Here is a 25,310-nt window from a genome sequence, read left to right on the forward strand (position 1 = left end):
ACGCAGCACGTCCGGGCACGGCCTGGGCGAGCGTCAGCGGGGACGGGCAGTGACTGCAGTAGAGACCGAGCTTCCTCCCGCCACGGGTGCGTGGCGGGAGGGGGATCATCCTGGGCGCCGTCAGTGGGTGGAGCTGCCCAGGCCGCTGCGCTTGGAGGCGGGTGGCGAGCTGCCCGGCGTCCGCATCGCGTACGAGACGTGGGGCACCCTCAACGCGGACGCGTCCAACGCCGTACTGGTGCTGCACGCGCTCACCGGCGACAGCCACGTCAGCGGCCCCGCCCAGGAGGGCCACCCGACCGCCGGATGGTGGGAGGGACTCATCGGGGCCGGGCGCGCCCTGGACCCCGCCGACTGGTTCGTGGTGGCCCCCAACGTCATCGGCGGCTGTCAGGGCAGTACCGGCCCCGCCTCGACGGCCCCCGACGGTCGGCCGTGGGGGAGTCGTTTCCCGCTGGTGACGCCTCGCGACGCCGTGGCGGCCGAGACCGTCCTCGCTGACGCCCTCGGTGTGGAGCGGTGGGCCTGCGTGGTCGGTGGGTCGATGGGTGGCATGCGTGCGCTCGAGTGGGCGGCCACCGAGCCCGACCGGGTGGATCGGCTCTTCCTGGTGGCGAGTCCCGCGGCCACCACGGCCGACCAGATCGGCTGGGCGGCTCCGCAGCTCGCCGCCATTCGCAGCGACCCCGGATGGCGTGGGGGCGACTACCACCACGCCCCGCCCGGGCAGGGCCCGCACATCGGGCTGGGGATCGCGCGCCGGATGGCGCACCTGAGCTACCGCAGTGCCTATGAGCTGGGTGAGCGCTTCGGTCGCCGGGCCCAGGACGACGAGAACCCGTTCGACGGCGGCCGCTACGCGGTGGAGTCCTACCTGGATCACCACGCGGCCAAGCTCGTGTGGCGCTTCGACGCGGCGTCCTACGTGCGGCTCACCGAGATGATGAACGCCCACGACGTGGGGCGCGGCCGCGGTGGTGTGGCGGGCGGCCTCGCGCGGGTGAGGGCCCGCACGCTCGTCGCCGCGATCAGCTCCGACCGGCTCTACCCGCCGGAGCAGCAGGCAGAGCTCGCCGCCGGTATCCCGGGTGCCGGCCCGTTGCGCCTCATCGACTCCCCGTACGGCCACGACGGGTTCCTCATCGAGTCGCTGACCGTCGGGTCGCTCGTCACGGAGTTGATGGCGCGCGCGATCCGGTAGTGGAAAGGCGGAAGGCACGGGGGGTGAGTTCTGTGGCGCGCGCCATGGTCGGCCCCCGTGGCCGGGGCTAGGACTACCTCATGTCTGTCGATCTCTCGGTCGTGGTGGAGAAGTACGCCTTCCTGGAGGGTCCGCGCTGGCACGACGGGCGGCTCTGGCTCTCCGACTTCTTCATGGGCGTCGTGGTGTCTGTCGACCCGCCGGGGGAGCCCCGCGTGGAGGCGGAGGTGCCGAACGGCGCGTCCGGCACCGGCTGGCTGCCCGACGGACGTCTGCTGGTGGTGTCGATGCGCGACCGGCGGGTGTTGCGCCGTGAGCCCGACGGCACCCTCGTCGAGCACGCCGACCTGTCCCACATCGCCACCGGCTGGTGCAACGACATGGTCGTCGACCCGCAGGGCCGCGCCTATGTCGGGAACTTCGGCTACGACCTGATGGCGGGGGAGCAGGCGCGTCCGGCTCCGCTCGTGAGGGTCGACCCCGACGGGACGACGACCGTCGCCACCCAGGGCTTGAGGTTCCCCAACGGATCGGTGGTCATCGGGGACGTCCTCGTGGTGGGCGAGACGAACGGCAACAGGCTGAGCGCCTTCGACATCGCGCCCGACGGCACGCTCGGCCCGCGCCGTGACTGGGCGGCGTGGGATCCCGCGCATGGCCGTGTCGCGCCCGACGGCATCTGCGCCGACGCCGAAGGCGCGATCTGGGTGGCCGACCCGGCGGGCAACCGCGCCATCCGGGTGCGCGAGGGCGGCGAGATCGTGCAGGTGGTGGAGCCGGGTACCGGCGTCTATGCGTGCGCGCTCGGCGGCGCGGACCGGCGGACCCTCTTTCTGTGCACGGCGCCCGGATTTCATGAACGGGATCGGCGCCATTCCCGTGAGGCCGAGGTTCTGGCCCTTCGCGTGGCCGTTCCGGGCGTGTGACCTGCGGTTCCGTGGCGGAGGAGTGGCCTTTTCACGGAACCGGGACGACACCCACGGTGCCATTGCCCACTGGCGGTCGAAGCTCTGCGTCCGGGTCCGGCAGGATCGGTTCGTGCGCGACCGTCCGACCGTCCTGCTGTCCGCCGCGATGTCGGTGGACGGCTGCATCGACGACGCGTCGACGAAGCGTCTCGTGCTATCCGACGACGCCGACTGGGACCGCGTCGACGAGGTGCGGGCGAGCGTGGACGCGATTCTGGTGGGCGCCACGACGGTCCGCCGGGACGACCCGCGCCTGCTGGTCCGCTCTCCGGAGCGGGTCGCCGCGCGTGTCGCGGCCGGCAGGCCACCACAGCTGCTGAAGGTCGTGATCAGCAGCCGGGGCGACCTCGACCCGGAAGCGCGGGTGTTCACGGCAGGCGACACGGGCCGCGTCGTCTACGTGCCGTCGAGCGGGCTGGCGCAGGCCACCGAGCGGCTGGCGCCCGTGGCCGATGTGGTGGAGGCGGGCGACCCCCTCGACCTGCACCGCGTGCTGGAGGACCTCGCCGCGCGCGGGGTGCGCCGGCTGCTCGTCGAGGGCGGCACGGCGATGCACACGCTCTTCCTCAGCGCGGGTGTGGTCGACGAGCTGCATCTTCTCGTCGCACCCTTCTTCGTCGGTGACGCCGATGCACCGCGGTTCGTCGGCCCGGCGCGGTTCCCGCACGACAGTGCGCATCGCATGCGGCTCGCCGAGGCGCGCCCGATCGGCGACCAGGTACTGCTCCACTACGTGCTGGAGGGCAGTCGTGAGTGACCTCGACGACTGCACGTTGCTCACACGGGCCATCGAGCTGGCGCACCGGAGCCCACCGTCGGCCACGGCTTTCTCGGTCGGCGCGCTCGTGGTGGCCGGGGACGGCACCGTGCTCGCCGAGGGCTGGTCGCGGATGCACGACTCCCACGACCACGCCGAGGAGGCCGCCCTCGCCTCGCTCGGCCGCGGCTGGCGGGCCCCGCCCGGCACCACCGTCTACAGCTCGCTCGAACCGTGCAGCGTCCGGGCGTCCCGCCCGCGGACCTGCACCGAGTTGATCCTGGCCGCGGGGGTGGAGCGGGTGGTGTTCGCCTGGCGGGAGCCGTCCATCTTCGTCGACTGCGAGGGCGCGGAGCTGCTACGTGCGGCGGGCCTGGAGGTCGTCGAGGTACCGGAGCTCGCGGAGGAGGTCCGCGCGGTGAACCGGCACCTGCTGGCCGGCTGAGAGCCCGCAGGCACGGCCCGGGCGTGTCACGACGGCGGGGACGGGGACGCCGGAAGCACTCGGGCCGTGGGCCGTCGCTACCCTTTCCCAGGTGTTGACCCGGATGTCGTCGCTGTTCCTGCGGACCCTGCGCGAGGACCCGGCCGACGCGGAAGTGCCGAGCCACAAGCTGCTCGTCCGCGCCGGCTACGTCCGACGCGTCGCGCCGGGGATCTACTCCTGGCTGCCGCTCGGGCTGAGGGTGCTGCGCGCGATCGAGCAGGTTGTGCGCGAGGAGATGGACGCCATCGGCGCCCAGGAGATCCACTTCCCGGCGCTGCTGCCGCGCGAGCCCTACGAGGCGACGGGCCGCTGGACCGAGTACGGCCCCAACCTGTTCCGGCTCAAGGACCGCAGGGGCAACGACTACCTCCTCGGCCCCACGCACGAGGAGCTCTTCACCCAGGTGGTCAAGGGCGAGTACTCGTCCTACAAGGACTACCCGGTGATGCTCTACCAGATCCAGAACAAGTACCGGGACGAGGCGCGTCCGCGCGCGGGCATCCTGCGCGGCCGCGAGTTCCTCATGAAGGACTCCTACTCCTTCGACCTCACCGACGAGGGCCTCGCCGAGTCCTACCGGCTGCACCGCGCCGCCTACGTCCGGATCTTCGACCGGCTCGGGCTGAAGTACGTCATCGTGAAGGCCACGTCCGGGGCGATGGGCGGTTCGGCCTCCGAGGAGTTCCTGGCGGTGGCGCCCACCGGCGAGGACACGTTCGTCAGCAGCCCCGGTGGGTACGCGGCCAACGTCGAGGCCGTCACCACGCCCGCGCCTCCCGCCCGGCCGATCGAGGGGCTGCCCGCGGCGCAGGCCCACCACACGCCCGACACCCCCACGATCGAGACGCTCGTGGCGTTCCTGAACAACGCCGGTCTGGGCCGCACCTTCACCGCGGCCGACACACTCAAGAACGTGCTGGTCAAGACACGGCGCCCGGGCTCGGCCGAGTGGACCCTGCTCGGGGTGGGCGTGCCGGGCGACCGCGAGGTCGACATGAAGCGGCTGGAGGCCTCGCTCGAACCCGCCGAGGTGGCGCTGCTCGACGAGTCCGACTTCGCGAAGCACCCCTTTCTGGTCAAGGGCTACATCGGGCCGGGAGCGCTGGCCGCCAACGGCGTGCGCTACCTGGTCGACCCCCGGATCGTCCCCGGCACGGCCTGGGTCACCGGCGCGGACAAGGTCGACCACCACGTCGTCGACCTCGTGTGCGGGCGCGACTTCACCCCGGACGGCACGGTCGAGGCGGCCGAGGTGCGCGAGGGCGACCCCGCTCCCGACGGCTCGGGCCCGCTGGAGGCGGCCCGTGGCATCGAGATCGGGCACGTGTTCCAGCTCGGCCGCAAGTACGCCGACGCAGCCGGCCTCGACGCCCTCGGGCCCGACGGCAAGCCCGTGCGGATCACGATGGGCTCCTATGGGGTCGGTGTCTCCCGGCTCGTGGCGGTCATCGCGGAGCAGAGCTACGACGAGTCGGGCCTGATCTGGCCGCGCGGCGTCGCCCCGGCGGACGTGCACGTCGTCATCGCCGGGAAGACCGACGAGATCGTGGCAGGCGGCGAGCGGTTGGCCGCCGATCTCGACGCGGCGGGCCTGCGCGTCGTGCTCGACGACCGCAAGGCATCGCCCGGGGTCAAGTTCGCCGACGCCGAGCTGATCGGCATCCCGACCATCGTCGTCGTCGGTCGCGGGCTCGCGAACGGGGTCGTCGAGGTGAAGGACAGACGCAGCGGTGACCGAATCGAGATACCGCTGAACGGCGCAGTGGAACAACTCGCCGATCTGGTGCGAAAGCAGTAGCGATCGACTCTGGCGGGTCGGCGCTTCACATGATCTTCTGTGCCCGTGTGACGTCGGGCGGTGCGAGAGGACGGGTATGCGTGAGCAACCCTGATCCCCCGCGTCGCCGTGAACGCGGTCTGCCGGTGCGCGATGCAGCGGACGCGAGGCTGCGGCACGACGGTCCAGCGGCGCTCCCCGCGCGTGACGCTCGGATCCGGACCTGTGCCGTGCCCCTCGCCGTCGGCAGATCGTGCGCCCGGCGGTTCCGCGGGAGGAGGTAGACCCGAATGGAGTTCGACGCGCTACGGGCCGCCGTGGTGCCCGGTGGCGGGGTGGTCGGACGCTGGCCCGGCCTGATCTGCGTGGCCGAGTGCGAGGACCGCGCCGTACTGCGCCGCCTCTTGGACGTGTGCGCGTCCACTGCGGGTCCTGATCCCGGGCGCACCGTGGCCCGGCGTCTGGCGATGTGGCTCGGCGGCCCCGACGCGCCGGGCTCGGGCCTGAGGTTCGGCACCGTCGCGATCAGCGGCGACCAGTGGGCGGTGTTCCTGTTCGGCTCGGTCGGGCTGATCGTCCCCGGCAGCGGGATCGAGCTGTCCGGCGCCGACGCCGCCACCTGGACCGACCGGCTGCTGTCGCGACAGGACACCCCGGGTGTGCTGGTGCTCGAGGACAGCCCCGTCCCGGCCGACCTGGTGGACGGCGTTCACGACCTGCGCTCCGGCGTGGTGCCGGGCGCCGGTGCGGTGCTGGTGCAGGTCCGGCGCAACTCGGGTGGTGACAAGGCGGAGGAGATCGCCTCGCGGCGCACGCCCGAGCCCACGTGGCCCGACCTCGTGGACGTCCCGGGAGAGCTGGAGCGTTCCCCGTGGAGCATGACCGACACCGGGCCGCTCGCCACGAGCCGTCCGACGATGCGGCAGCAAGTCGACGGCATCGCCGAGGACAGCCCGATGTGGCGGGGGGTGCTCGGCGGCCGCGACGCCATGGTCGGCGACGTTCTGAGTGGCGACCTGTCGGGCGGTGACATCCTCGGCGGCGACCTCGGCGACAGCCGATCCGGCGGCAATGGTTCCGCCACCGGCCGCACGGGTTCCGGGTTGAGCGGTGCAGGGTGGCCCGCCACCACCCGGCGCACCGGTCCCGACCGGTCGAGTGGCCCGTCCGGCGCCCGTCGCGGACGGGCGGGGCGTTCCGGTGCGAGCCGGGGCGGCCTCGGTGCCAACGGGTCCGTGCTGCGAGCGGTCGGGAGCCGCGACTTCGAGCGTCCCGAGCGGGGTGGCGCCGACGAGGGGGCGAGCCGCGACGACTCCGATGGCGGACGAGCCGATGACAGTGGTCCACCGGGCGCGGCGTCCGTCGAGAACGAGCCGCGGCTCGGTTCCGCAGGCCGCGAGTCCGAACGTGACACGTCCGGCGGCGAGGTGCGCGATCCCGCCACGACGACGAGCCTGAACGGTTCGCCCCCGCCTGCCGAGGACCGCCGCACGGCGGCCACGGAGGCCGGGGCGGGCCGGAGCGCCCTGCGCCCGGTGGTCGAGGCCGATCCCCGCAGGGATGAGCGCGAGCGCGGCCAGTCCGGCCGCACCGTCCGCTCGGGCGCGGCCGATGCGCAGGCACGGGCATCGGCCCACGGCGGGTCGGGCGCTCTCGGGAAGGGGCGGGGCGCTGCGGGCGACGCCGCCCCGGACGGCGGTGCGCCGGGTGGCGCCACCGCCGATGCCGGCGAGCCGGGCGCAGCGTCGCCGGCGATCGATGAGCGCCGAGCCCGTACGGGAGCGGATTCGACCGCTGCCGCCGCGGCACGCGCTGATTCCCGGCCTGCTGACGACTCCGGCCCCGCCGCCCCCGACGGTGCCGATGCGGGCCGTGCAGGCGGTGGCGAGTCGAGAAGCACCGGATCGGGCCGCGTGAGCACGCCAGGTGCCGGCTCGAACCGTGCCGGCGTGAACGGCGGCGGGGCGAACCGCGCGGGGTCGAGCGGTGCCGGTTCGAACGACGCCGGGGTGAACTGGGCCGGCTCGACCGGCCCCGGAGCCAACGGCTCGGGCGCGAACCGTGCGGCGAACGGTGCCGGGGTGACTGGCGCTGCGGCGAACGGTGCCGCAGCGAACGGTGCTGCAGCCAATGGTGCGGCGGCCAACGGGACGAACGGTGCCGGGACGAACGGTGCCGGGGCGAACCGGATCGGGTCGACCGGCGCCGCGGCAGGCGGTGCCGGCTCGACCGGAGCCGTCGTGAACGGTGCCGACTCGAAGCAGGCGAAGCAGAATCCTCCGCCTGGCCGGACCGACACCGGCCGTGCCACGCGCGGCGGCGACACGGGCCGGGCGGGGGCGGGGGGCGCTGCAACGGGCGCCGCATCGGCCCGCACCGGCTCGGGCCCCGCCGCGCAGCGCGGCGGAGAAGCAGACCGCGCGGAGCGGGGTGCGCCCGGCGCCGACCGCGGGGATGCGGGCCGAGGCCCGTCGGGCCGGAACGGGTCCACCGGCACGGGCAAGGCCGAGGCGCGGCGCGGTACCTCCGGCGGTGGTCCGCGCAGCGTTGATATCCGCAGTGCCGACAGGCACGGTGCTGATCCCCGGAACGCTGATCCCGGCCGGTCCGGTGACAGCCGTGCCGACCAGGGACGGGCCGATCGGAGCCCCACCGACGGTGGGTCCGGTGCTGCGCCGGACGTGCGTGACCCGGCCGGTGCACAGGCAGGGTCGGGAGGCGGCGTCGCCGTCGTGTCCCGGCTGGTTCCGCGCGACACCGCCGGTGGTGCTGCCACCCCGGCGATCGACGAGACCAGCGTGGGATCCCTGCACCCCCTCGCCGACCCCCCGCGCCGCCGCCCCGCGGCAGGCGGGGCCGAGTCGTCACAGCCCGAGTCCGACCAGTGGTTCGCGAGCAACACCGACATCGCCGAGGCCGCCGCTCCCTCACGGCAGGGACGACCGAGGCACGGCCGGCCCGAAACCGAGGACTCCGCCGCCGCGCAGAAGGCGGGGGCAGGCGCGCCCGCTCAGGCGGGGCCGCCCGTTCCCCCCGGCGCGACGACCCAGACCCAGCTGCGGGCCGAACGCGTGCTCGGGGTCGTGCAGGCGGATGCGGCACGTCCGCAGGAGGCCGAGCCTGCCCCCGTCGGCGTCGCGTCCGCCGAGGCCGCCACGACCAGCGTCCCGAGCGGGGATGCGGCCGAGGCAGACTCCGATTCGAGCGAGACACCGCAGGTCCGGGGCCATCTGTGCCCGCGTGGCCACCTCAACGACCCGCGGGCGCAGTTCTGTCTGTCGTGCGGCTCCCGGGTCGAGGACGGCGGTGGCGGGCTCGTGTCCGGCCCGCGTCCACCGCTGGGCATGCTGATCTTCGACGACGGGGTCACCCACACGGTCGACGCCGACCATCTGGTGGGACGGATGCCGGAAGCCGATCCACGGGTGCGCGCAGGCTCGTTGCGTTCGCTTCTCATCGAGGACCCATCCGGTGCGGTGTCACGGGTGCACGCCGAGATCCGCCTCAACGGCTGGGACGTGCTGCTCGTCGACTCCGGATCCCGCAACGGCACGTTCGTGGCCGGCCCGGGCGAGTCGGCGTGGACGCCGCTCCCGGCCCGGCAGTCACGATGGCTGGTGCCGGGCACGCGGGTGCGGCTGGGTGGGCGGACGTTCCTGTTCGAGGCGCCGCCCGGAGTGCGCTGACCCCGGTCGGCCCTGTCGCGGGCCGACCGGGTGGCCGGTCAGATGGTGGTGGGCCGGGCGCTCGCCACGATGGCGTCGAGCGCCGCACGGGACGGTGACGGGGGAGCGTCGGGCGGCCCACCCGCGTCGTCGCCGTTCACCACGAGCAGCGCCATCGCGGGCCGTCCGTCCGGCCCGGAGGTCGGCACGGCGAGCACGAGAACCGTGCCCTCGGTCGCGAGGCATCCGTCGTCCGTGGCCGTGCGCGCCGTGGCCTCCACGAGGTTGCCCTGGATGCCACCGACGTCGACGGTCTGCGTGTTGCTCGCGTTGACGTCCGGGCGCGAGCCGTCCGGTGGCGTGTAGAGGGCCTGCGCCAGGCCCTGCGCGAGCGCGGGCAAGGAGGCGAGCGAGGCCGTTCCCGGCAGCACTGCGCTCGCGACGATCCCGCGGACGAAGGACCGGCCGGAGCACTCGTACTCGGGGCCTCTGGCCACACCGGCGAAGGTCAGCCCGAACGGGTTCGTCAGCGGGTCACCACCCTGTGTCCAGTCCGTGGGCACGGCGTAGCTGAGGGTGGGTGTCTGGATCGGGGTCATCGGACCTGCCGCCGCAGTGCCGCCCGGTTTGAGCAGCAGGTAGCCGGCGACGCCGAGTCCGGCGAGCACGAGCGCGCCCACGGTGATCATCGCGACCACCGTGGTGCGGTTGCGGCGGGTCACGCCGGCGGCCGGCGCCGCAGGCGCGGGCTCGGACCACGGCTGCTGACCGGACCAGGGCTGCTGTCCCGGCGTCGGCGGCTGCCACGATCCCGCGGGCTGCCCCGAACCCGAACCCGAACCCGGCCCCGCCCACGGCGACGGCCCGGCGCCGGGACCGCCGGGCCACGATTGCCCCGCCGGTCCGGGCGGGGGCGGCGCGGGGCCCCACGGCGCAGGCGGGGTGGGCGGCCCCCAGGCCCTGGCGTCGGCGGGCGGTGGTGGTGGTGCGTCGACGACGGGCATTCCCCACGGCGCCGTCTCCGGCGCGGCCTTCGACGGCTCGATCCAGACCGTGCTGTCGCCCGTGGCGCCCTGCTCGGATCCGGGCGTGGGCGCGGGCCCTGCGCCGGGGGCGGGGGGCCCGGTCTCGGGGAGGGGCTGAGGCCCGGTCTCGGGGACGGGGTAGGGCGCGTTCTCAGCGACCGGTTGCGGTCCGGTCTCGGAGACGGGCTGGGGCCCCGTCTCCGGCACGGCCTCCGGCCCGGTCTCGGGTGGTGCGTCCGGCGTCGGGTCCGGGGAGCCGCCGTGTGAACCGGGCTCCGGCGGCGCGGTCGCCCCGCTCGGTCGCTGGTCGTCGGGCCCAGGCTGCGGCGGGTGGGCTCCACCGGTCGTCGTCACGGATCAAGGGTAGTTGTACGCCTTTCGGCTCATCCGGTGAGGAACGACAGCCTGACCGAGCGCACGGGGTTGTCGCCGTTGGTGTCCACGAGGCAGACCGACTGCCAGGTCCCGAGTGCGGTGCGTCCGTCGAGCACCGGGACCGACATCGACGGCGCGATGATCGCGGGCAGGACGTGGTCGCGGCCGTGGCCGGGGCTGCCGTGCCGGTGCCGCCAGCGGTCGTCGGCGGGAAGTAGTTCGCGCAGCGCGGCGAGCAGGTCGGTGTCACTGCCGGCGCCGGTCTCGATCACCGCGAGGCCGGCGGTCGCGTGCGGGACCCACACGTTCAGCAGGCCTTCCCGGGCGTCGACGGAGCGCAGGAAGGCGGCGATCTCGTCGGTCAGATCCACCACAGCCTCGCGGCCGCCGGTCCTGATCTCGATCAGCTGGCTGTCCATTCTCGTAGTGTCCCTGTCCATGCGCAGCGCCTTCGGTCAGCAGTTCGATGTCCCCTCCGGTTACCTCAACACGGCCAGCATCGGGGTTCCCTCGGCGGCGGTCGCCGACGTCGTCGAGTCCGCGATCAGGGGATGGCGCACCGGTGGTGGGCGGCCGGGCGACTACGACGAGGCCGTGGAGCTCGCCCGCGGCGCCTTCGGCGAGCTCGTCGGGGTGGATGCGGGCCGGGTGGCGATCGGCTCGGCGGTGTCGCAGCTGCTCGGGCTGATCGCCGCGAGTGTTCCCGACGGCACCAGGGTGCTCGTCGCATCGGGCGAGTTCACGAGCGTGAGCTGGCCTTTCGCGGCCCAAGCCGCGCGCGGTGTGACCGTCACGGAGGCCGAGCTCGAGAAGCTGGGGGACCTGGCAGGCGAGTACGACCTCGTCGCGGTGAGCGTCGTGCAGTCCGCCGACGGTCGCGTGGTCGACCTCGATGCCCTGCGGGCCGCTCAGGCGGGAGGCACGAGGGTGGTGCTGGACGCCACCCAGGCGCTCGGCTGGTTCGATGCCGACCTCGGCTGGGCCGATGTCGTGGTGGCCGCTGCCTACAAGTGGCTGCTGACCCCGCGCGGGGTGGCGTGGATGGCCGTGGCCCCCGGGATCGAGGTCGTGCCGCACCAGGCCGGCTGGTACGCCGCGGCGGACCGGTGGGCGAGCATCTACGGGCTGCCGATGCAGCTGGCTCCCGACGCCCGGTCCCTCGACACGTCGCCTGCCTGGTACTGCCACGCAGGCGCGGCTGTCGCCCTGCCGTGGCTCGCCGGGCTCGACCGCGCGGCGGTGCACGCCCACTGCGTGGGCCTCGCGGACGGGTTCCGGGCCGCCCTCGGCATGGAGCCCGCGGGATCCGCGATCGTCGCCGTCCGTACGCCCGGGGCGATGGACCGCCTGACCGCGGCCGGGGTGGTGGCGAGCGGACGCGCCGGAGCCGCGCGCCTGGCGTTCCACCTCTACAACACCGAGGCCGACCGCGACCGGGCCCTCGATGCCCTCACCGGCTGACGGTTCGACCGGCCCCGGACGTCAGGCGCTGCCCGGGAAGACCAGGATCGCGGGCGGCTCCTTCACGACCGTGCGCCATACCGCGCAGCGCAGCGTGCCCTTCGTGAGGACGTCGAGCGAGGCCTGGCGGAGCGAGCGATCGCTGGTGCGCTCCACCACCGAGCGCCACGCCGCCAGCGCGTCGGTCTCCGCGACGACCGCGAGCGCCGCCGCGGACGGGCCGTCGACGACCGGCTTCGGTGTCTGGTACGCGGGCTGGGCCGAGACGGGCTGGACACCGAGGTCGCTGAGTATCTGCTCGAGCTGCCCGCGCACCCCCCGGTGCGCGTCGGCGTCGGCACGGGCGGTCGGCACCTGGTCGGCGGGCAGGAACGCGGGGATGAGCGTGTAGCACCAGACGGCGGCGTGCTCGGCCGCGAGCGCGTCCTGCAGTGCGTCCACTGCAGCCTTGTCGATCCCGACCGCTCCGGTGGGCGGGGTGCCGCTCATCCGAGCACCTGTGCGTAGGCCGCGCAGCACGCCGCCACCGAGGCGACGAGCCCGACGCGATCGGGGGGCAGGGTGAGCACCGCGGCGGTGGCCGACTGGCCGGAGGCGAGTACCGCGGCGCGTACCTCGGCAAGGGTGACCGTGCGGGCGGTGGCCTGGGCAGGCGGCCTGCTCGGCTGCGACGGGTCGAGGCGGGCCACCTCCGCGTCGAGCGCCTGGGCGTGCGCGGTGCGCGCGTCGACCAACGGCTGGATCCGCGGAGCGAGGGCGGGAGTGGACGTGATCGCCCTGCCGGCCAGCGCCACATCGTTGCGGGCGGCGTCGGCGAGCGCGATCAGTGGGTCGGGCCCTGCTTGTGCGCTCGAACCGATCGCGCAACCAGCCAGAGCGGGCGGGAGAAGCAGGAGACCGGTGATCAACTGGCGTCGGGTGATCCCGGGTGCTGAAGCCGACCCGGGATGCTCTCGCACGGAAACTCCTCACGCAGCGCGTTACGGCCATATCCTGCCAGGCCGCTGTGAGTGCCGGGCGCGATACCCTGGCAAACTCACCACACCCGCCCAGCGACATCCGCCGCTGCCGCGCAGGCGGAGAGAACCGAAACGAGCAGGAGTCATCCGATGCCCTCCCCCCGCCCCGCGCAGGAAGCCGGGCAGCCGCCCGGACAGCTGCACGGCGTGCTGGAACCGATCGTCCGAGATGCCGGATTCGAGCTCGACCAGCTCGACGTGCGCACCGCGGGCCGTCGTCACACCATCAAGGTCGTGGTGGACTCCGAATCCGGCATCGGGCTCGACGACATCGCGCAGCTGTCCCGGGCCGTCTCGGCCGAGCTGGACCAGCACGAGCACCTCATCCCCGGCTCCTACACCCTTGAGGTCACCTCACCGGGCGTCGACCGGCCCCTGACCGGTCCCCGGCACTGGCGCCGTGCGCACCTGCGTCAGGTCGCGGTCCGCACGCGCGAGGGCGACACGTTCACCGGCCGGGTCGGCCCGGCAGGCGAGGAGGCCGTCACCGTCCTCGTCGACGGCGAGTTGCGCGGGCTGCGCTACGCCGACGTAGAACACGCCGGCGTCCAGGTGGAGTTCCGGCCCGCGCCGGAAGCCGAGCTGCAGCTGCTGCAGGGGGCGTCCCAGCCACCTGAGGAGGACACGGCATGAATGTCGACATCGCGGCGCTGCGCACCATCGAGCGCGAGAAGGACATCCCCTTCGAGACGGTCATCGAGGCCATCGAGACCGCCCTGCTCACTGCCTACAAACACACGGACGGCCACCAGCCCCACGCGCGCATCGACATCGACCGCAAGACGGGCGCGGTCCGCGTGATGGCCCAGGAGATGGGCTCGGACGGGGCCGTGGCGTCCGAATGGGACGACACCCCTGAGGGCTTCGGCCGGATCGCGGCCACCACCGCGCGCCAGGTGATCGTGCAGCGCCTGCGCGACGCCGAGCACGAGCGCACCTACGGCGAGTTCGCGGCGAAGGAGGGCGAGATCGTCGCGGGCGTCATCCAGCGCGACGCCCGCGCCAACGCCCGTGGCGTGGTGATCGTGCAGCTGAGCCCGCAGACCGAGGGCGTGCTGCCGCAGGCCGAGCAGGTCCCCGGTGAGAAGTACGAGCACGGCTCACGGATCCGCTGTTACGTGGTCGGCGTGACGCGGGGAATGCGTGGGACGCAGATCACGTTGAGCAGGACGCATCCCAACCTCGTGCGCAAGCTCTTCGCCCTCGAGGTACCGGAGATCGTCGACGGGTCCGTGGAGATCGTCGCCGTGGCCCGGGAGGCCGGACACCGTTCGAAGATCGCCGTCCGGTCCACCGTGGCGGGCGTCAACCCCAAGGGCGCCTGCATCGGCCCGGTCGGGGCGAGGGTGCGCGGGGTCATGAGCGAGCTGGCCGGGGAGAAGATCGACATCATCGACTGGTCCGACGACCCGGCGACCTTTGTGGGCAACGCCCTTTCGCCGTCCAAAGTGGTGTCGGTCACGGTCCTCGACGCGCGCACGAAGACCGCACGGGTGGTCGTGCCCGACTTCCAGCTGTCGCTGGCCATCGGCAAGGAAGGTCAGAACGCCCGGTTGGCGGCCCGGCTCACCGGATGGAGGATCGACATCCGCAGCGACGCCGATCCGCGGGGGGCCGTGGATGCACCAGAGTCGGAGTCGGTCGGCTGATCCGCGAGGCACCCCACGAGGGCGGAACGAATCACACTGCTGCGCTACACTCCACCTCGGCCCACAGCTCGAATTCGGCCCCCGCTCGTCCGACGCCCACCCCGGATCCGCGATCCGCGGCGGGACCCGTCCGGACCTGCATAGGATGCCGAAGTCGATCGGTGGTCGACGGTCTGTTGCGGGTCGTCGTGGTGGACGGGGTCCTTACCCCTGACCCACGGCGGCGGCTTCCCGGGCGAGGTGCATGGTTGCATCCGGCTTCGGAGTGCCTGGACCGTGCCGAGCGGCGCTCGGCGTTCCCGCGGGCGTTGCGCGTCCCGGGTCCGCTGGACACCGGTGCGGTACGGGCCAGAATCGAGTGTGGGAGTCGGAGCGAGCACGTGAACGATGCAGTGCAGATGGGCAGTACCGCGAGCGGGGTCCGGGAAAGACCCGGGTCCGTCACACGAGGAAGCAAGGTCGACCCGTCATGAGCCAGTCGTGAAGATCGCACCATGAACGTGCTTCGACACTAGGTTCGAGGTCGAGCGGGTACCGCCGCCGGCCTCCGACAAACAAGGAGTGCAGTGGCAGGCAAGGCCCGCGTACATGAGCTCGCCAAGGAGCTCGGAGTCAGCAGCAAGCAAGTACTGAGCAAATTGCAGGATCTCGGCGAGTACGTGAAGTCCCCGTCCTCGACCGTTGAGGCCCCCGTGGCCCGCAAGCTTCGTGAGTCGATGTCCAACGGCAGCGACTCCGGTGGTCGGCGTGGTGGAGGCAGGCAGCGCCCCGGTGGTGGCGCCAGCCCGGCATCGGTTCCGCCGCGCCCGTCGCAGCCGTCGGGCGGTCCCGTCCCGGGTCCGCGCCCGTCGGCCCCCGCGCCGTCTGCTCCGTCGCCGACGGGGGCGGGAGACCGTCCGCGTCCCACCGGCCCGCGTCCGGGTCCTCGGCCCGGCCCCTCGGCCGTTCCGTCCCGGCAGGAGCCGGAGCGGCAGCCTCAGCGCCCGGCCCCGCAGACGCCGGCTGCATCGGCGCCCGCACAGCCTTCCACCAGGCCCACGCCCGGTCCCGGGCCTCGGCCCGGTCCGCGTCAGCCCGGTCCGCAGGGACCGGCGCAGGGGGGCCAGCAGCGACCGGCCGCCGCCGACGCGGGTGCCGCCGTCGTGCCTCCGCGTCCGAGTGGTCCGCGTCCGGGCCCCCGTACGCCCCGGGTGGGCAACAACCCGTTCGGTGTCGGCTCCGGCGCTCCGCCGCGCCCGGCCCCGCCCCGTCCCGGCCCGCCCGCTCCCGGGCAGGGTCCGGCACAGGGTGGCCAGGGCCAGGGTGGCAGCCCGGGCCAGCCCGGCCCGAGCCAGAGCGCGCCGCGTCCGGGCGCTCCGCGTCCCGGTGGCCCGCGTCCCGGTGAGCCCGGCCGCGCAGGCCCGCGTCCCCCGTCGCCCGGCAACATGCCGCCGCGCCCGAACCCCGGCATGATGCCCGCTCGCCCGCCCGCAGGGCGTGGTGGTCCGGGTGGTCCCGGTGGTGGCCGTGGTGGTCCTGGTGGTCGCCCGGGTGGTCCGGGTGGTGGACGTCCCGGCGGTCCCGGTGGTCGTCCCGGCGGCGGCGGCTTCCGCCCTGGTGGCGGTGGTCCCGGTGGTCCCGGTGGTGGCGGTGGCGCCCCCGCCGGTGGCGGTTTCCGCAGCGGCCCTGGTGGCGGCGGTGGCGGTCGTCCCGGTGGTGGCGGTGGCCGCGGTCGCGGTGGAGCCGCGGGTGCGTTCGGTCGTCCCGGTGGACCGGCTCGCAAGGGCCGCAAGTCGAAGCGGCAGAAGCGCCAGGAGTTCGACTCGATGCAGGCTCCCTCGGTCGGCGGCGTCCGCCTGCCGAAGGGCCACGGCGAGACGATCAAGCTCCCGCGTGGTGCGTCGCTCACCGACTTCGCCGACAAGATCGGCGCAAACCCGGCTTCGCTGGTGCAGGTGCTGTTCCACCTCGGTGAGATGGTCACGGCCACGGCATCCGTCGCCGACGAGGTGCTCGAGCTGCTCGGCACCGAGATGAACTACAACGTCCAGGTCGTCAGCCCGGAGGAGGAGGACCGCGAGCTGCTCGACAGCTTCTCCATCTCCTACGGCGAGGACGCCGGCGGCGAGGAGGACCTGGTCGTCCGCCCGCCGGTTGTCACCGTCATGGGCCACGTCGACCACGGAAAGACGCGACTCCTCGACACCATCCGCAAGGCGAACGTCGCGGAGGGCGAGGCCGGTGGCATCACCCAGCACATCGGTGCCTACCAGGTGCTCACCGAGCTCGAGGGCCAGGAGCGGCCCATCACGTTCATCGACACCCCGGGTCACGAGGCGTTCACCGCCATGCGTGCCCGCGGTGCCAAGTCGACGGACATCGCGGTCATCGTGGTCGCGGCCGACGACGGCGTGATGCCGCAGACGGTGGAGGCGATCAACCACGCCCAGGCGGCCGACGTGCCGATCGTGGTCGCGGTCAACAAGATCGACAAGGAGGGGGCCAACCCCGCCAAGATCCGCCAGCAGCTCACCGAGTACGGGCTGGTCGCCGAGGAGTACGGCGGCGAGACGATGTTCGTGGACATCTCCGCACGGGAGAACATCAACATCGAGCAGCTGCTCGAGGCGATCCTGCTCACCGCCGACGCCGCGCTCGACCTGCGGGCCAACCCCAACATGGAGGCCCAGGGCGTCGCGATCGAGGCGCACCTCGACCGCGGTCGTGGTCCCGTGGCCACCGTGCTGGTTCAGCGCGGCACGCTGCGGGTCGGCGACTCGGTGGTGGCAGGCGACGCCTCCGGCCGCGTCCGGCGGATGCTCGACGAGTTCGGCAACGACGTGGAGGAGGCCCTCCCGTCGCGGCCGGTGCAGGTCATCGGGTTCACCTCGGTGCCCGGCGCAGGCGACACGTTCCTCGTCGTCGACGAGGACCGCGTGGCCCGGCAGATCGCCGACCGGCGGCGCGCTCGCGAGCGCAACGCCGAGCTGGCGAGCCGCCGCAAGCGCGTCAGCCTGGAGGACCTGGACGCCGCGCTGAAGGAGACCAACACCCTCAACCTGATCATCAAGGGTGACAACTCGGGTACCGTCGAGGCCCTCGAGGACGCGCTCATGAAGATCGAGGTGGGCGACGACGTCGAGCTGCGGGTCATCCACCGCGGTGTCGGTGGCATCACCGAGGGCGACATCAACCTCGCCATCGCCGACAACGTCATCGTCCTGGGCTTCAACGTCCGGGCCGAGGGCAAGGCCACCGAGCTCGCCAACCGCGAGGGCGTGGAGATCCGGTACTACACCGTGATCTACCAGGCCATCGAGGAGATCGAGAAGGCGCTGCGGGGCATGCTCAAGCCGGAGTTCGAGGAGGTCGAGCTGGGCCGCGCGGAGGTCCGCGAGGTCTTCAAGTCCTCCCGGTTCGGCACCATCGCCGGTGCGCTGGTCCTGTCCGGCGAGATCCGCCGCAACGCGCGCGGCCGCCTGCTGCGCGACAACGTGGTGGTGGCCGAGAACCTGCCGATCAGCTCGCTGCGGCGGTTCAAGGACGACGTGGTCGAGGTCCGCGAGGGCTTCGAGTGCGGTTTCACCCTCGGCAGCTACAGCGACATCAAGGTCGGCGACGTCGTCGAGACCTTCGAGATGCGCGAGAAGCCGAGGAGCTGACGCGGCGTGGGGGGACCGGTGCTCACCGGTCCCCCTGTCGTCGGTTCGATCGTGGAGATCCCATGTTCGTCGGAGCGCTGGAACTGGACGTGCTGCTGGGTGACGTCCATTCCCTCAAGGAGAAGCGGTCGGTCGTCCGGCCCGTGCTGAGCGAGCTGCGTCGCAGGTTCGAGGTGGCGGTCGCCGAGGCGGGCCATCTCGACCTTCACCGCCGTGCGCTGCTCGGGGTCAGTTGCGTGGCTGCCGACCACCAGCACGTCACGGATGTGCTCGACCGGTGCGAGCGGCTGGTCGCCGCCCGACCCGAGTTGGAGCTGCTCTCCGCGCGGCAGCGCATGATGCGTCCCGACGACGAGTCGTAGGACCCGGTAAGACCCTGAGGAGCGGCTGATGGTGGACCAGGCTCGTGCGCGGCGACTGGCCAAGAGGATCTCGCAGATCGTGGCTGCCGCGCTGGAACACGAGGTCAAGGACCCTCGCCTGAAGATGGTGACGATCACCGACACGCGCGTCACCGGTGATCTCCGGGAGGCCACCGTGTACTACACGGTCCTCGGCGAGACGGTCGATGCCGACCCCGACACCGCCGGCGCCGCGGCCGCGTTGGCGAGCGCCACCGGTGTGCTGCGCTCGCTCGTCGGGGCGGGCACTGGCATCCGCCACACGCCCTCGCTCGCGTTCGTGCCGGACCAGGTGCCGGACGAGGCGCGCCGCATGGAGGAATTGCTGGCCCGGATGCGGGAGTCCGACGCGGAGGTGGCGCGGCTGGCCGCGGGTGCCCGTCCGGCCGGGGACCCCGACCCGTACCGCGTGCCACGCGAGCGGACCGACGAGGAGTGACCAAGCGGGGCGGGCGGGGCAGCGGTCTCGGGACGACGACGTCCCTCGAGGCCGCGATCACGGCTGCGGCCGCACTGCTGGCCCGTGCCCGGGACGTCACCCTGCTCGCCCACATCAATCCCGACGCCGACTCGCTGGGCAGTGCACTGGCCCTGGGGATCGCGCTGCGCCGCCGTGGGGCCACGGTCCGGGTGTCGTTCGCGTCGCCCGCGCGTGTGCCCGAGACGCTCGGCCCGCTGGACGTCCTCGGGCTGGTGGTCGGGCCGGACCAGGTACCGGCCGCCCCCGAGCTCCTGGTGCTCTGTGACGCCGCGGAGCCGTCCCGGCTGGGCGCACTCGCGGACCGGCTGGACTGTGCCGAGGCGTCGCTGATGATCGATCACCACACCACCAACCCGGGTTTCGGTGGGGTCCAGGTGCTCGACCCCGACGCCGAGGCGACCGTCGTGCTCGTCCACAGGGTGCTCGTGGCGATGGGGGAGCCGATCGACGCCGACATCGCCCGGTGCCTCTACGCCGGTCTGGTCACCGACACCCGTGGATTCCGCACGGCGGGCGAGGCGGCGCACCGGATCGCGGCCGACCTCCTGGCCGCAGGCGTCGAGGCGGAAGCGGTGGCGCGGCCGATCATGGACACCCATCCCTACGGCTGGCTGGCCACGCTGGGCGAGGTGCTGCAACGCGTCGAGCTGGAGCCCGAGGCGGGCGACGGTCTCGGGCTGGTGCATGCCTCCGTTCCCCTCGAGGACGTCTCCCGGTTCCGTCCCGAGGAGGTCGACAGCATCGTCGACGTCCTGCGCACCGTGGCCGAGGCGGAGGTGGCGGCGGTGCTCAAGCAGGTGGCGCAGCGGCGGTGGGTCACCTCGCTGCGGTCGAAGGGGCGCGTGGACGTCGCCAAGGTCGCCTCCCTGCTCGGTGGGGGTGGTCACCGGGCTGCCGCCGGCTTCACCCACGACGGCACGAAAGGCGAGGTGCTCGCCGCCCTCCGCTCCGCGCTGAGGGCGCTCGGCGCGGTGGAGCGACCCGCCTGAGATCCCCGGGAGCTCTCGGCCGCCGGGCACTCTCGGCCGGCAGGAGATGCGCGTCGAGGAGGCAAGGCGACGGCGTTCCCGCGATCCGACATCACATCCCGGCGAGACTTTCGAGACGAATGATCGATCGTCCGTCACGATGTGGTGATGACTGGACCTGACGCGCAACCGGCGGCCTCGACGACCGGGCGCTACCTGCTCGTGATCAGCGACGAGCTGTTCGGGGACGACGAGGCGTCGCGCGAGGTGGTGCGTGAGGTGAGCGGCGTCGAGGACGTCGTCAGCACGAAGGATCCAGGCGCCCAGGCGCTCGACCCGGCGGCCACCACAGGCGCGCTGCTGTTCGCCGAGCTCGGGGTCGCGGTCGTCAGCGTCGCGCCGGACCGGGTGGGCGCCACCGGCGTGTTCGAATCCGCTGACGACCGGATCCTCGCCGTCGAGCAGGAACGGGTGGTGCACGCTCTGCAGGAAGCGGCGCCGGTCGATCCCGAGCAGGAGGCCGCGTTCACCGATGACACCGTGGCGACCTGGGGGCTGCACGCCACCGGTGTGCTCGACGCGGCGGAGTCCGGTGCCGGGATCACCATCGCGGTGCTCGACACCGGTATCGACCTGCGGCACCCCGACTTCGCCGGCCGCGACATCACCACCCGCTCGTTCGTCGACGGCGAGACGGCGCAGGACGTCCAGGGGCACGGCACGCACTGCGCGGGCACGATGGCGGGCCCGCGCGAACCGGCGCAGGGGCGGCGTTACGGGATCGCGTACGGCGCCCGGCTGCTCGTCGGCAAGGTGCTGAACAACCAGGGCAGCGGCACCGACGCGGATATCCTTGCCGGGATGAGCTGGGCAATCAGTGCCGGCGCTCAGGTGATCTCGATGTCGCTGGGCGCCGACCAGCGGGCGATCTCCACCGCCTACGAGACGGTGGGGCGCCGGGCTCTGGCCGCGGGCACCCTGATCGTTGCGGCCGCAGGCAACAACGCACGCCGCTCACAGGGCAACCCCGGCTTCGTCGGGGTGCCGGCCAACAGCCCGTCGATACTCGCGGTGGCGGCGGTGGACTCCACCCTGGCCGTGGCCGACTTCTCCGCCTCGGCCACCGACGTCGGTGGCGGTGAGATCGACATCGCGGCACCGGGTGTGGCGGTCTACTCGAGCTGGCCGCTCCCGCGGCGCACGAACACGATCTCCGGCACCAGCATGGCCACCCCCCACGTCGCGGGAATCGCCGCGCTGTGGGCGGAGCGCAGCGGCGCCCGCGGCCGAGGGCTCTGGGACGAGGTCGTGGGTGCCGCTCGAGCGCTCGACGCGCCGGTGCGAGACGTCGGCGCCGGCCTCGTGCAGGCGCCGTCATGACCTCTTCCAACACTCCCGGACACGTCTCGGTCACGGTCACGGTCGACGACGCCCACGTCGGGGCGATCGACCAGCTGGCCGACCGGCTGCGTGCGGCCGGGATGGACGTCGAGCAGGTGCTCCGCCCGGTCGGGGTGATCACCGGGTCGGCGCCTGCCGACTGGGAGGCGCTCGCCGATCTCGACGGTGTGGCCGCGGTGGAGCCGCAGCGGACGTTCCGCCTCCCTCCCGACGGCCCCTTCCAGGACGAACAGGACGGATGAACCGAAGGCCTCGGTGGCGTCCTCGCCGGGTGATCGGTGACGCCGGCTCCGGGCTACGGTGGATGCACCGAACGAAGGAGCCCCGCACGATGACGTCCGAAACCGGACCCGCCCGCGCCGAATCGGACGCGGGCGCGGCTCGGCGCGCATTTCTCTCGGCCGCCGTGCGCAGACCGGCGACCATGGGCGCGATCGCCCCCAGCTCGCCGCGGCTGGGTGCGGTGCTCGCGTCGATCGTGCCCAGCACGGGCGCTCCGGTCGTGGTCGAGCTGGGTCCGGGCACCGGGGCGGTGAGCGCCGTGATCGCGCAACGGCTGCCCGCAGGCGCCCGGCACCTCGCCGTGGAGCTGGACCCGGACATGGTCACGTTCCTGCGCCGCACCCTCCCGGAGCTCGAGGTGGTGCCGGGCAATGCCGCGAACCTCGGCGCGCTGCTCGCCGAGCGCGACATCTCGTCCGTCGACGCCGTGATCTGCGGCCTGCCGTGGGCGCTGTTCGACGACCCGACCCAGACCGCGTTGCTCGCCGAGATCAGCCGGGCCATCGGGTCCACCGGCGCCTTCACCACGTTCGCCTACCTGCACGGCATGACGCTCGGAGCGGCCCGCCGCTTCCGCCGCACGTTGCGTGAGACGTTCGACGAGGTGCTGGTCACCGCCACCGTGTGGCGCAACCTGCCGCCCGCCTTCGTCTACGTGTGCCGGCGCCCGCGCACACCCGCCGAATGACGGTCTTCTCCCCGGTCGCTGCTCGATGACCACGACGTCCGCTCGCGCCAACGCCTCAGAGGTGTTTCGACTCGCGGCCCCGGCGCTGCCGGTGCTGGCCGCCGAGCCGCTGTACCTGCTCGTCGACACCGCGGTGGTCGGTCGGCTCGGTGCGGTGCCGCTCGCCGGCCTCGCCATCGCCGGCGTGCTGTTCGCGCAGGTCACGAGCCAGCTCAACTTCCTGTCGTACGGCACCACGGCACGCGCGGCCCGCCTGCACGGCGCGGGCAGGCGCAGCGATGCCGTGGGGGAGGGCGTGCAGGCCACCTGGCTCGCGTTGGCCGTCGGCCTGCTGGTGCTCGTCGTGGGGCAACTCGTCGCCCATCCCGTCGCCTCTGCTCTCGGGAACGGCGGCGACATCGCCGACGCGGCGGTGTCCTGGTTGCGGATCGCCCTCATCGGCGCGCCGCTGGTGCTGGTGACGCTGGCAGGCAACGGCTGGATGCGCGGCGTGCAGGACACCGCACGCCCGCTGCGCTACGTCCTCGCCGGCAACGGGCTGTCCGCGCTGGCCTGCCCCGCGCTCGTGCACGGTGTCGGTGGTTGGGCGGGGATCGGGCTCGTCGGGTCGGCGTGGGCGAACGTCGCCGGGCAGACCGTCGGTGCGAGCCTGTTCCTGGGCGCGCTCGTGCGGGCCGCGCGGGCCGATGCCGCGCCGCTGCGGCCCTCGGCCACGGTGCTGCGCTCGCAGATCACGCTCGGCCGCGACCTCATCGCCCGCAGCCTCGCCTTCCAGGCCTGCTTCCTCTCCGCGGCCGCCGTCGCCACCCGCTTCGGGGCCGCCACGGTGGCCGCGCACCAGATCGTCCTGCAGCTGTGGACGTTCCAGGCCCTCGTGCTCGACGCCGTGGCGATCGCGGCGCAGTCGCTGGTGGGGGCCGCGCTGGGATCGCCGGACCGCGGTGCGGAGCGGGCCAAGGCACTGGCTGGGCAGGTCACCCGCTACGGGCTGGTGCTCGGTATCGGGTTCGGGGTGCTGTACGCCGCGCTCTCCGGGGTGCTGCCGCCGGTGTTCACCCCGGACGCCGAGGTGCTCGACGCCGTGCCCGTCGCCTGGTGGTTCTTCGCGGCCATGCAACCGGTGGCCGGGGTGGTGTTCGCGCTGGACGGGGTGCTGCTCGGCGCCGGGGACGCCGCCTACCTGCGGACGTCCACCCTGCTCGCCGCGGTGGTGGGGTTCCTCCCGCTGATCTGGGCCTCGCTCGCCTTCGGCTGGGGCCTGGCCGGGATCTGGACGGGCCTCACGCTGTTCATGGTGCTCCGCCTCGTCGCCGTGGGGCTGCGGGCGCGCTCGGACCGGTGGGTGGTGACCGGCGCCGTGCGGCCCGCACGCTGACGAACCGCGGCGACGAATCTCAGCCCACGGCCCATACGGGCTCGTCGGTCTCCCGCACCTCGCCGTCCCCCGCGAAGAGCAGGAAGCGGTCGAACCCCCGGGTGAACCAGCGGTCGTGGGTCACCGCCAGCACCGTACCCTCGAACGCGTCGAGGGCCTGCTCGAGCGCCTCGGCCGAGGCGAGGTCGAGGTTGTCGGTCGGCTCGTCGAGCAGCAGCAACGTGGCGCCGGACAGCTCCAGCAGCAGGATGAGCAGCCGGGCCTGCTGCCCACCGGAGAGCGTCTCGAACCGCTGCTCGGCCTGGGCCGCCAACTCGTAGCGGGCCAGCGCCTTCATGGCGTCGCCGCGAGTGCGGCCCGGACGGTCGGCGTCCCCGCCCACGAGGATGTCCTGCGGCGTGCGACCGGTCAGCTCGGGCCGATCGTGGGTCTGCGAGAAGTGCCCGGGACGCACGCGCGCGCCGAGCCGGGCCACGCCGTCATGGGCAACGGCAGGAAGGGCCGCGCCGCTGGCCGGGACGCTGCCGGGCTCCGGGTCGGTGCCTCCGCGCGCGAGGAGCCGCAGGAAGTGGGACTTGCCCGAGCCGTTCGCCCCGAGCACCGCCACGCGATCGCCGAACCAGACCTCGAGATCGAACGGATAGGTGAGCCCGTCCAGCTCGAGCTGGTCGCAGACCAGCGCTCGCTTGCCCGTGCGGCTACCGGTCAGCTGCATCCGGACGTTCTGCTCGCGCGCCTTCTCCTCGGGCGGGCCCGCATCGACGAACCGCGCCAGCCGGGTGCGTGCCGCCTGCAGGCGCGACGCCAGACCGTCGTTGTAGGCGGCCTTCTGCTTGTAGTACACGACCAGCCGTTCCAGCTTCGCGCGCTCCTCGTCCCAGCGGCGGCGTTCCTCGTCGAGACGGTCGTGGCGCGCCACTCGTGCCTCGTGCCAGGACGCGAAGCCGCCGGGATGCACCCACGCCGACTCCGCCTCGACCGTGACGACACGCTGGGCGGTGGCGGCGAGCAGCTCCCGGTCGTGGCTCACGAACAGCACGCTCTTGCCGGACTCCTGGATCCGGCCCTCCAGCCAGCGTTTGCCGGGGACGTCGAGGAAGTTGTCGGGCTCGTCGAGCAGCAGCACCTCGTCGGGGCCGCGGAGCAGCAGTTCCAGCGCGAACCGCTTCTGCTGCCCGCCCGAGAGCGTGACGACGGGGCGGTCACGGACGGCGGCCCACGACAGGCCGAGCGCCGCGATCGCGGCCGTGTCGAACTCCACCTCGGCCGCGTAGCCGCCCGCCTCGCCCCAGTTCGCGAGCGCATCGGCGTACCGGAGCTGCGAGCGTTCCCCGTCGTCGAGCGCCTGCTCGGCCGCGGCGAGCCGGAGACCGGCGGTACGCACCCCGGGCGGGGCGAGGGACAGGGCGAGATCGGCGAGGGTGCGGTCGTCGGTGATCGACCCGATGAACTGGCGCATCACCCCGAGGCCGCCGCTACGCGCGATGCTGCCCGTCGTCGCGCTCAGCTCGCCGGCGATCATCCGCAGCAGCGTGGTCTTCCCTGCGCCGTTCGGGCCGACGAGAGCGACCTTGGCGCCCTCGCCGACCCGGAAGCTGACGTCGGAGAAGAGCGTGCGGCCGTCGGGCAGGCGGTGCCCGACGGCCATTGCCTCGATGTGTCCCACGGAGGGGAGATGGTGCCCGTAGG

Annotated in this window: 23 protein-coding genes; 18 read left to right on the forward strand and 5 right to left on the reverse strand. The window is 73.3% G+C overall.

Annotated features, from left to right (window positions below; genetic code table 11):
- Positions 1 to 49: 49 nt before the first annotated feature.
- The 6 genes from metX to MMF94_RS27310 all read left to right on the forward strand — a co-directional run bounded on the left by metX (position 50) and on the right by MMF94_RS27310 (position 8,876).
- Positions 50 to 1,201, forward strand: a complete 1,152-nt coding sequence (gene metX / locus MMF94_RS27285) for a homoserine O-acetyltransferase MetX (protein ID WP_241040061.1) — start codon at positions 50 to 52, stop codon at positions 1,199 to 1,201.
- 80 nt (positions 1,202 to 1,281) lie between these two features.
- Positions 1,282 to 2,127, forward strand: a complete 846-nt coding sequence (locus MMF94_RS27290) for an SMP-30/gluconolactonase/LRE family protein (RefSeq protein ID WP_241040062.1) — start codon at positions 1,282 to 1,284, stop codon at positions 2,125 to 2,127.
- A 112-nt stretch (positions 2,128 to 2,239) separates the two neighbouring features.
- Positions 2,240 to 2,926 (forward strand): RibD family protein, encoded by a 687-nt coding sequence (locus MMF94_RS27295; protein ID WP_241040063.1) that lies wholly within the window; start codon positions 2,240 to 2,242, stop codon positions 2,924 to 2,926.
- Complete coding sequence (locus MMF94_RS27300; protein ID WP_241040064.1) at positions 2,919 to 3,371, forward strand: cytidine/deoxycytidylate deaminase family protein; 453 nt, start codon at positions 2,919 to 2,921, stop codon at positions 3,369 to 3,371. Before MMF94_RS27295 ends, MMF94_RS27300 begins: the two co-directional genes overlap by 8 nt.
- A gap of 91 nt (positions 3,372 to 3,462) precedes the next feature.
- Entirely contained in the window at positions 3,463 to 5,211 is a 1,749-nt protein-coding gene (locus MMF94_RS27305; RefSeq protein ID WP_241040065.1) for a proline--tRNA ligase, read from the forward strand.
- A gap of 269 nt (positions 5,212 to 5,480) precedes the next feature.
- The gene (locus MMF94_RS27310) at positions 5,481 to 8,876 is read left to right on the forward strand and encodes an FHA domain-containing protein (RefSeq protein ID WP_241040066.1); all 3,396 of its coding nucleotides are present in this window, start codon (positions 5,481 to 5,483) and stop codon (positions 8,874 to 8,876) included.
- Between the two features lie 38 nt (positions 8,877 to 8,914).
- On the opposite strand, the gene MMF94_RS27315 is transcribed toward MMF94_RS27310, so the two are convergent.
- Together MMF94_RS27315 and MMF94_RS27320 are read right to left on the reverse strand one after the other, a co-directional pair.
- Positions 8,915 to 10,234 (reverse strand): DUF8017 domain-containing protein, encoded by a 1,320-nt coding sequence (locus tag MMF94_RS27315; RefSeq protein WP_241040067.1) that lies wholly within the window; start codon positions 10,232 to 10,234, stop codon positions 8,915 to 8,917.
- A gap of 29 nt (positions 10,235 to 10,263) precedes the next feature.
- Positions 10,264 to 10,674 (reverse strand): secondary thiamine-phosphate synthase enzyme YjbQ, encoded by a 411-nt coding sequence (locus MMF94_RS27320; RefSeq protein WP_241040068.1) that lies wholly within the window; start codon positions 10,672 to 10,674, stop codon positions 10,264 to 10,266.
- A 19-nt stretch (positions 10,675 to 10,693) separates the two neighbouring features.
- On the opposite strand from MMF94_RS27320, the gene MMF94_RS27325 reads away from it, so the two are divergent.
- A complete protein-coding gene (locus tag MMF94_RS27325; protein ID WP_241040069.1) occupies positions 10,694 to 11,716 on the forward strand; it encodes an aminotransferase class V-fold PLP-dependent enzyme in 1,023 nt (340 codons plus the stop codon).
- A gap of 21 nt (positions 11,717 to 11,737) precedes the next feature.
- Here MMF94_RS27325 and MMF94_RS27330 read toward each other — a convergent pair whose 3' ends face one another.
- Positions 11,738 to 12,205, reverse strand: coding sequence for a ferritin-like domain-containing protein (locus MMF94_RS27330; protein WP_241040070.1), 468 nt, complete (start codon positions 12,203 to 12,205; stop codon positions 11,738 to 11,740).
- Entirely contained in the window at positions 12,202 to 12,675 is a 474-nt protein-coding gene (locus MMF94_RS27335) for a hypothetical protein (RefSeq protein WP_241040071.1), read from the reverse strand. Before MMF94_RS27335 ends, MMF94_RS27330 begins: the two co-directional genes overlap by 4 nt.
- Positions 12,676 to 12,825: 150 nt before the next feature.
- On the opposite strand from MMF94_RS27335, the gene rimP reads away from it, so the two are divergent.
- The 11 genes from rimP to MMF94_RS27390 all read left to right on the forward strand — a co-directional run bounded on the left by rimP (position 12,826) and on the right by MMF94_RS27390 (position 23,621).
- The gene (gene rimP / locus MMF94_RS27340) at positions 12,826 to 13,368 is read left to right on the forward strand and encodes a ribosome maturation factor RimP (RefSeq protein ID WP_241040072.1); all 543 of its coding nucleotides are present in this window, start codon (positions 12,826 to 12,828) and stop codon (positions 13,366 to 13,368) included.
- Positions 13,365 to 14,384 (forward strand): transcription termination factor NusA, encoded by a 1,020-nt coding sequence (gene nusA, locus MMF94_RS27345; protein ID WP_241040073.1) that lies wholly within the window; start codon positions 13,365 to 13,367, stop codon positions 14,382 to 14,384. Before rimP ends, nusA begins: the two co-directional genes overlap by 4 nt.
- Entirely contained in the window at positions 14,309 to 14,857 is a 549-nt protein-coding gene (locus tag MMF94_RS43605; protein ID WP_338104371.1) for a YlxR family protein, read from the forward strand. The genes nusA and MMF94_RS43605 overlap by 76 nt, the downstream gene beginning before the upstream one ends.
- 93 nt (positions 14,858 to 14,950) lie before the next feature.
- Positions 14,951 to 18,025: a translation initiation factor IF-2 gene (gene infB, locus MMF94_RS27355; RefSeq protein WP_241040074.1), complete on the forward strand. Its 3,075-nt coding sequence runs from the start codon at positions 14,951 to 14,953 to the stop codon at positions 18,023 to 18,025.
- A 62-nt stretch (positions 18,026 to 18,087) separates the two neighbouring features.
- A complete protein-coding gene (locus MMF94_RS27360) occupies positions 18,088 to 18,387 on the forward strand; it encodes a DUF503 domain-containing protein (protein WP_241040075.1) in 300 nt (99 codons plus the stop codon).
- 28 nt (positions 18,388 to 18,415) lie between these two features.
- Positions 18,416 to 18,865 carry a 30S ribosome-binding factor RbfA gene (gene rbfA, locus MMF94_RS27365; RefSeq protein WP_241040076.1) on the forward strand — a complete coding sequence of 150 codons (450 nt, stop codon included), beginning with the start codon at positions 18,416 to 18,418 and terminating at the stop codon, positions 18,863 to 18,865.
- Positions 18,862 to 19,896, forward strand: coding sequence for a DHH family phosphoesterase (locus MMF94_RS27370; protein WP_379660517.1), 1,035 nt, complete (start codon positions 18,862 to 18,864; stop codon positions 19,894 to 19,896). The genes rbfA and MMF94_RS27370 overlap by 4 nt, the downstream gene beginning before the upstream one ends.
- 147 nt (positions 19,897 to 20,043) lie before the next feature.
- On the forward strand, positions 20,044 to 21,255 hold the full coding sequence (locus MMF94_RS27375; RefSeq protein ID WP_241040077.1) for a S8 family serine peptidase: 1,212 nt from the start codon (positions 20,044 to 20,046) through the stop codon (positions 21,253 to 21,255).
- A complete protein-coding gene (locus MMF94_RS27380; RefSeq protein WP_241040078.1) occupies positions 21,252 to 21,518 on the forward strand; it encodes a hypothetical protein in 267 nt (88 codons plus the stop codon). The genes MMF94_RS27375 and MMF94_RS27380 overlap by 4 nt, the downstream gene beginning before the upstream one ends.
- A gap of 89 nt (positions 21,519 to 21,607) precedes the next feature.
- Positions 21,608 to 22,246, forward strand: coding sequence for a class I SAM-dependent methyltransferase (locus MMF94_RS27385; RefSeq protein WP_241040079.1), 639 nt, complete (start codon positions 21,608 to 21,610; stop codon positions 22,244 to 22,246).
- A 25-nt stretch (positions 22,247 to 22,271) separates the two neighbouring features.
- Positions 22,272 to 23,621, forward strand: coding sequence for an MATE family efflux transporter (locus MMF94_RS27390; protein WP_241040080.1), 1,350 nt, complete (start codon positions 22,272 to 22,274; stop codon positions 23,619 to 23,621).
- A 19-nt stretch (positions 23,622 to 23,640) separates the two neighbouring features.
- On the opposite strand, the gene MMF94_RS27395 is transcribed toward MMF94_RS27390, so the two are convergent.
- On the reverse strand, positions 23,641 to 25,287 hold the full coding sequence (locus MMF94_RS27395) for an ABC-F family ATP-binding cassette domain-containing protein (RefSeq protein ID WP_241040081.1): 1,647 nt from the start codon (positions 25,285 to 25,287) through the stop codon (positions 23,641 to 23,643).
- Positions 25,288 to 25,310 lie beyond the last annotated feature (23 nt).

Origin of the sequence: Pseudonocardia alaniniphila, assembly GCF_022524485.1 — a bacterium.
Classification (GTDB): Bacteria; Actinomycetota; Actinomycetes; order Mycobacteriales; family Pseudonocardiaceae; genus Pseudonocardia; species Pseudonocardia alaniniphila.

Coding starts and splice junctions, on each gene's coding strand:
- MMF94_RS27290 (WP_241040062.1), top strand. CDS start 1,282: ATGTCTGTCGATCTCTCGGTCGTGGTGGAGAAGTACGCCTTCCTGGAG.
- MMF94_RS27310 (WP_241040066.1), top strand. CDS start 5,481: ATGGAGTTCGACGCGCTACGGGCCGCCGTGGTGCCCGGTGGCGGGGTG.
- MMF94_RS27320 (WP_241040068.1), bottom strand. CDS start 10,674: ATGGACAGCCAGCTGATCGAGATCAGGACCGGCGGCCGCGAGGCTGTG.
- MMF94_RS27325 (WP_241040069.1), top strand. CDS start 10,694: ATGCGCAGCGCCTTCGGTCAGCAGTTCGATGTCCCCTCCGGTTACCTC.
- MMF94_RS27330 (WP_241040070.1), bottom strand. CDS start 12,205: ATGAGCGGCACCCCGCCCACCGGAGCGGTCGGGATCGACAAGGCTGCA.
- rimP (WP_241040072.1), top strand. CDS start 12,826: ATGCCCTCCCCCCGCCCCGCGCAGGAAGCCGGGCAGCCGCCCGGACAG.
- nusA (WP_241040073.1), top strand. CDS start 13,365: ATGAATGTCGACATCGCGGCGCTGCGCACCATCGAGCGCGAGAAGGAC.
- MMF94_RS43605 (WP_338104371.1), top strand. CDS start 14,309: ATGGAGGATCGACATCCGCAGCGACGCCGATCCGCGGGGGGCCGTGGA.
- MMF94_RS27360 (WP_241040075.1), top strand. CDS start 18,088: ATGTTCGTCGGAGCGCTGGAACTGGACGTGCTGCTGGGTGACGTCCAT.
- rbfA (WP_241040076.1), top strand. CDS start 18,416: ATGGTGGACCAGGCTCGTGCGCGGCGACTGGCCAAGAGGATCTCGCAG.
- MMF94_RS27375 (WP_241040077.1), top strand. CDS start 20,044: ATGACTGGACCTGACGCGCAACCGGCGGCCTCGACGACCGGGCGCTAC.
- MMF94_RS27380 (WP_241040078.1), top strand. CDS start 21,252: ATGACCTCTTCCAACACTCCCGGACACGTCTCGGTCACGGTCACGGTC.
- MMF94_RS27385 (WP_241040079.1), top strand. CDS start 21,608: ATGACGTCCGAAACCGGACCCGCCCGCGCCGAATCGGACGCGGGCGCG.
- MMF94_RS27390 (WP_241040080.1), top strand. CDS start 22,272: ATGACCACGACGTCCGCTCGCGCCAACGCCTCAGAGGTGTTTCGACTC.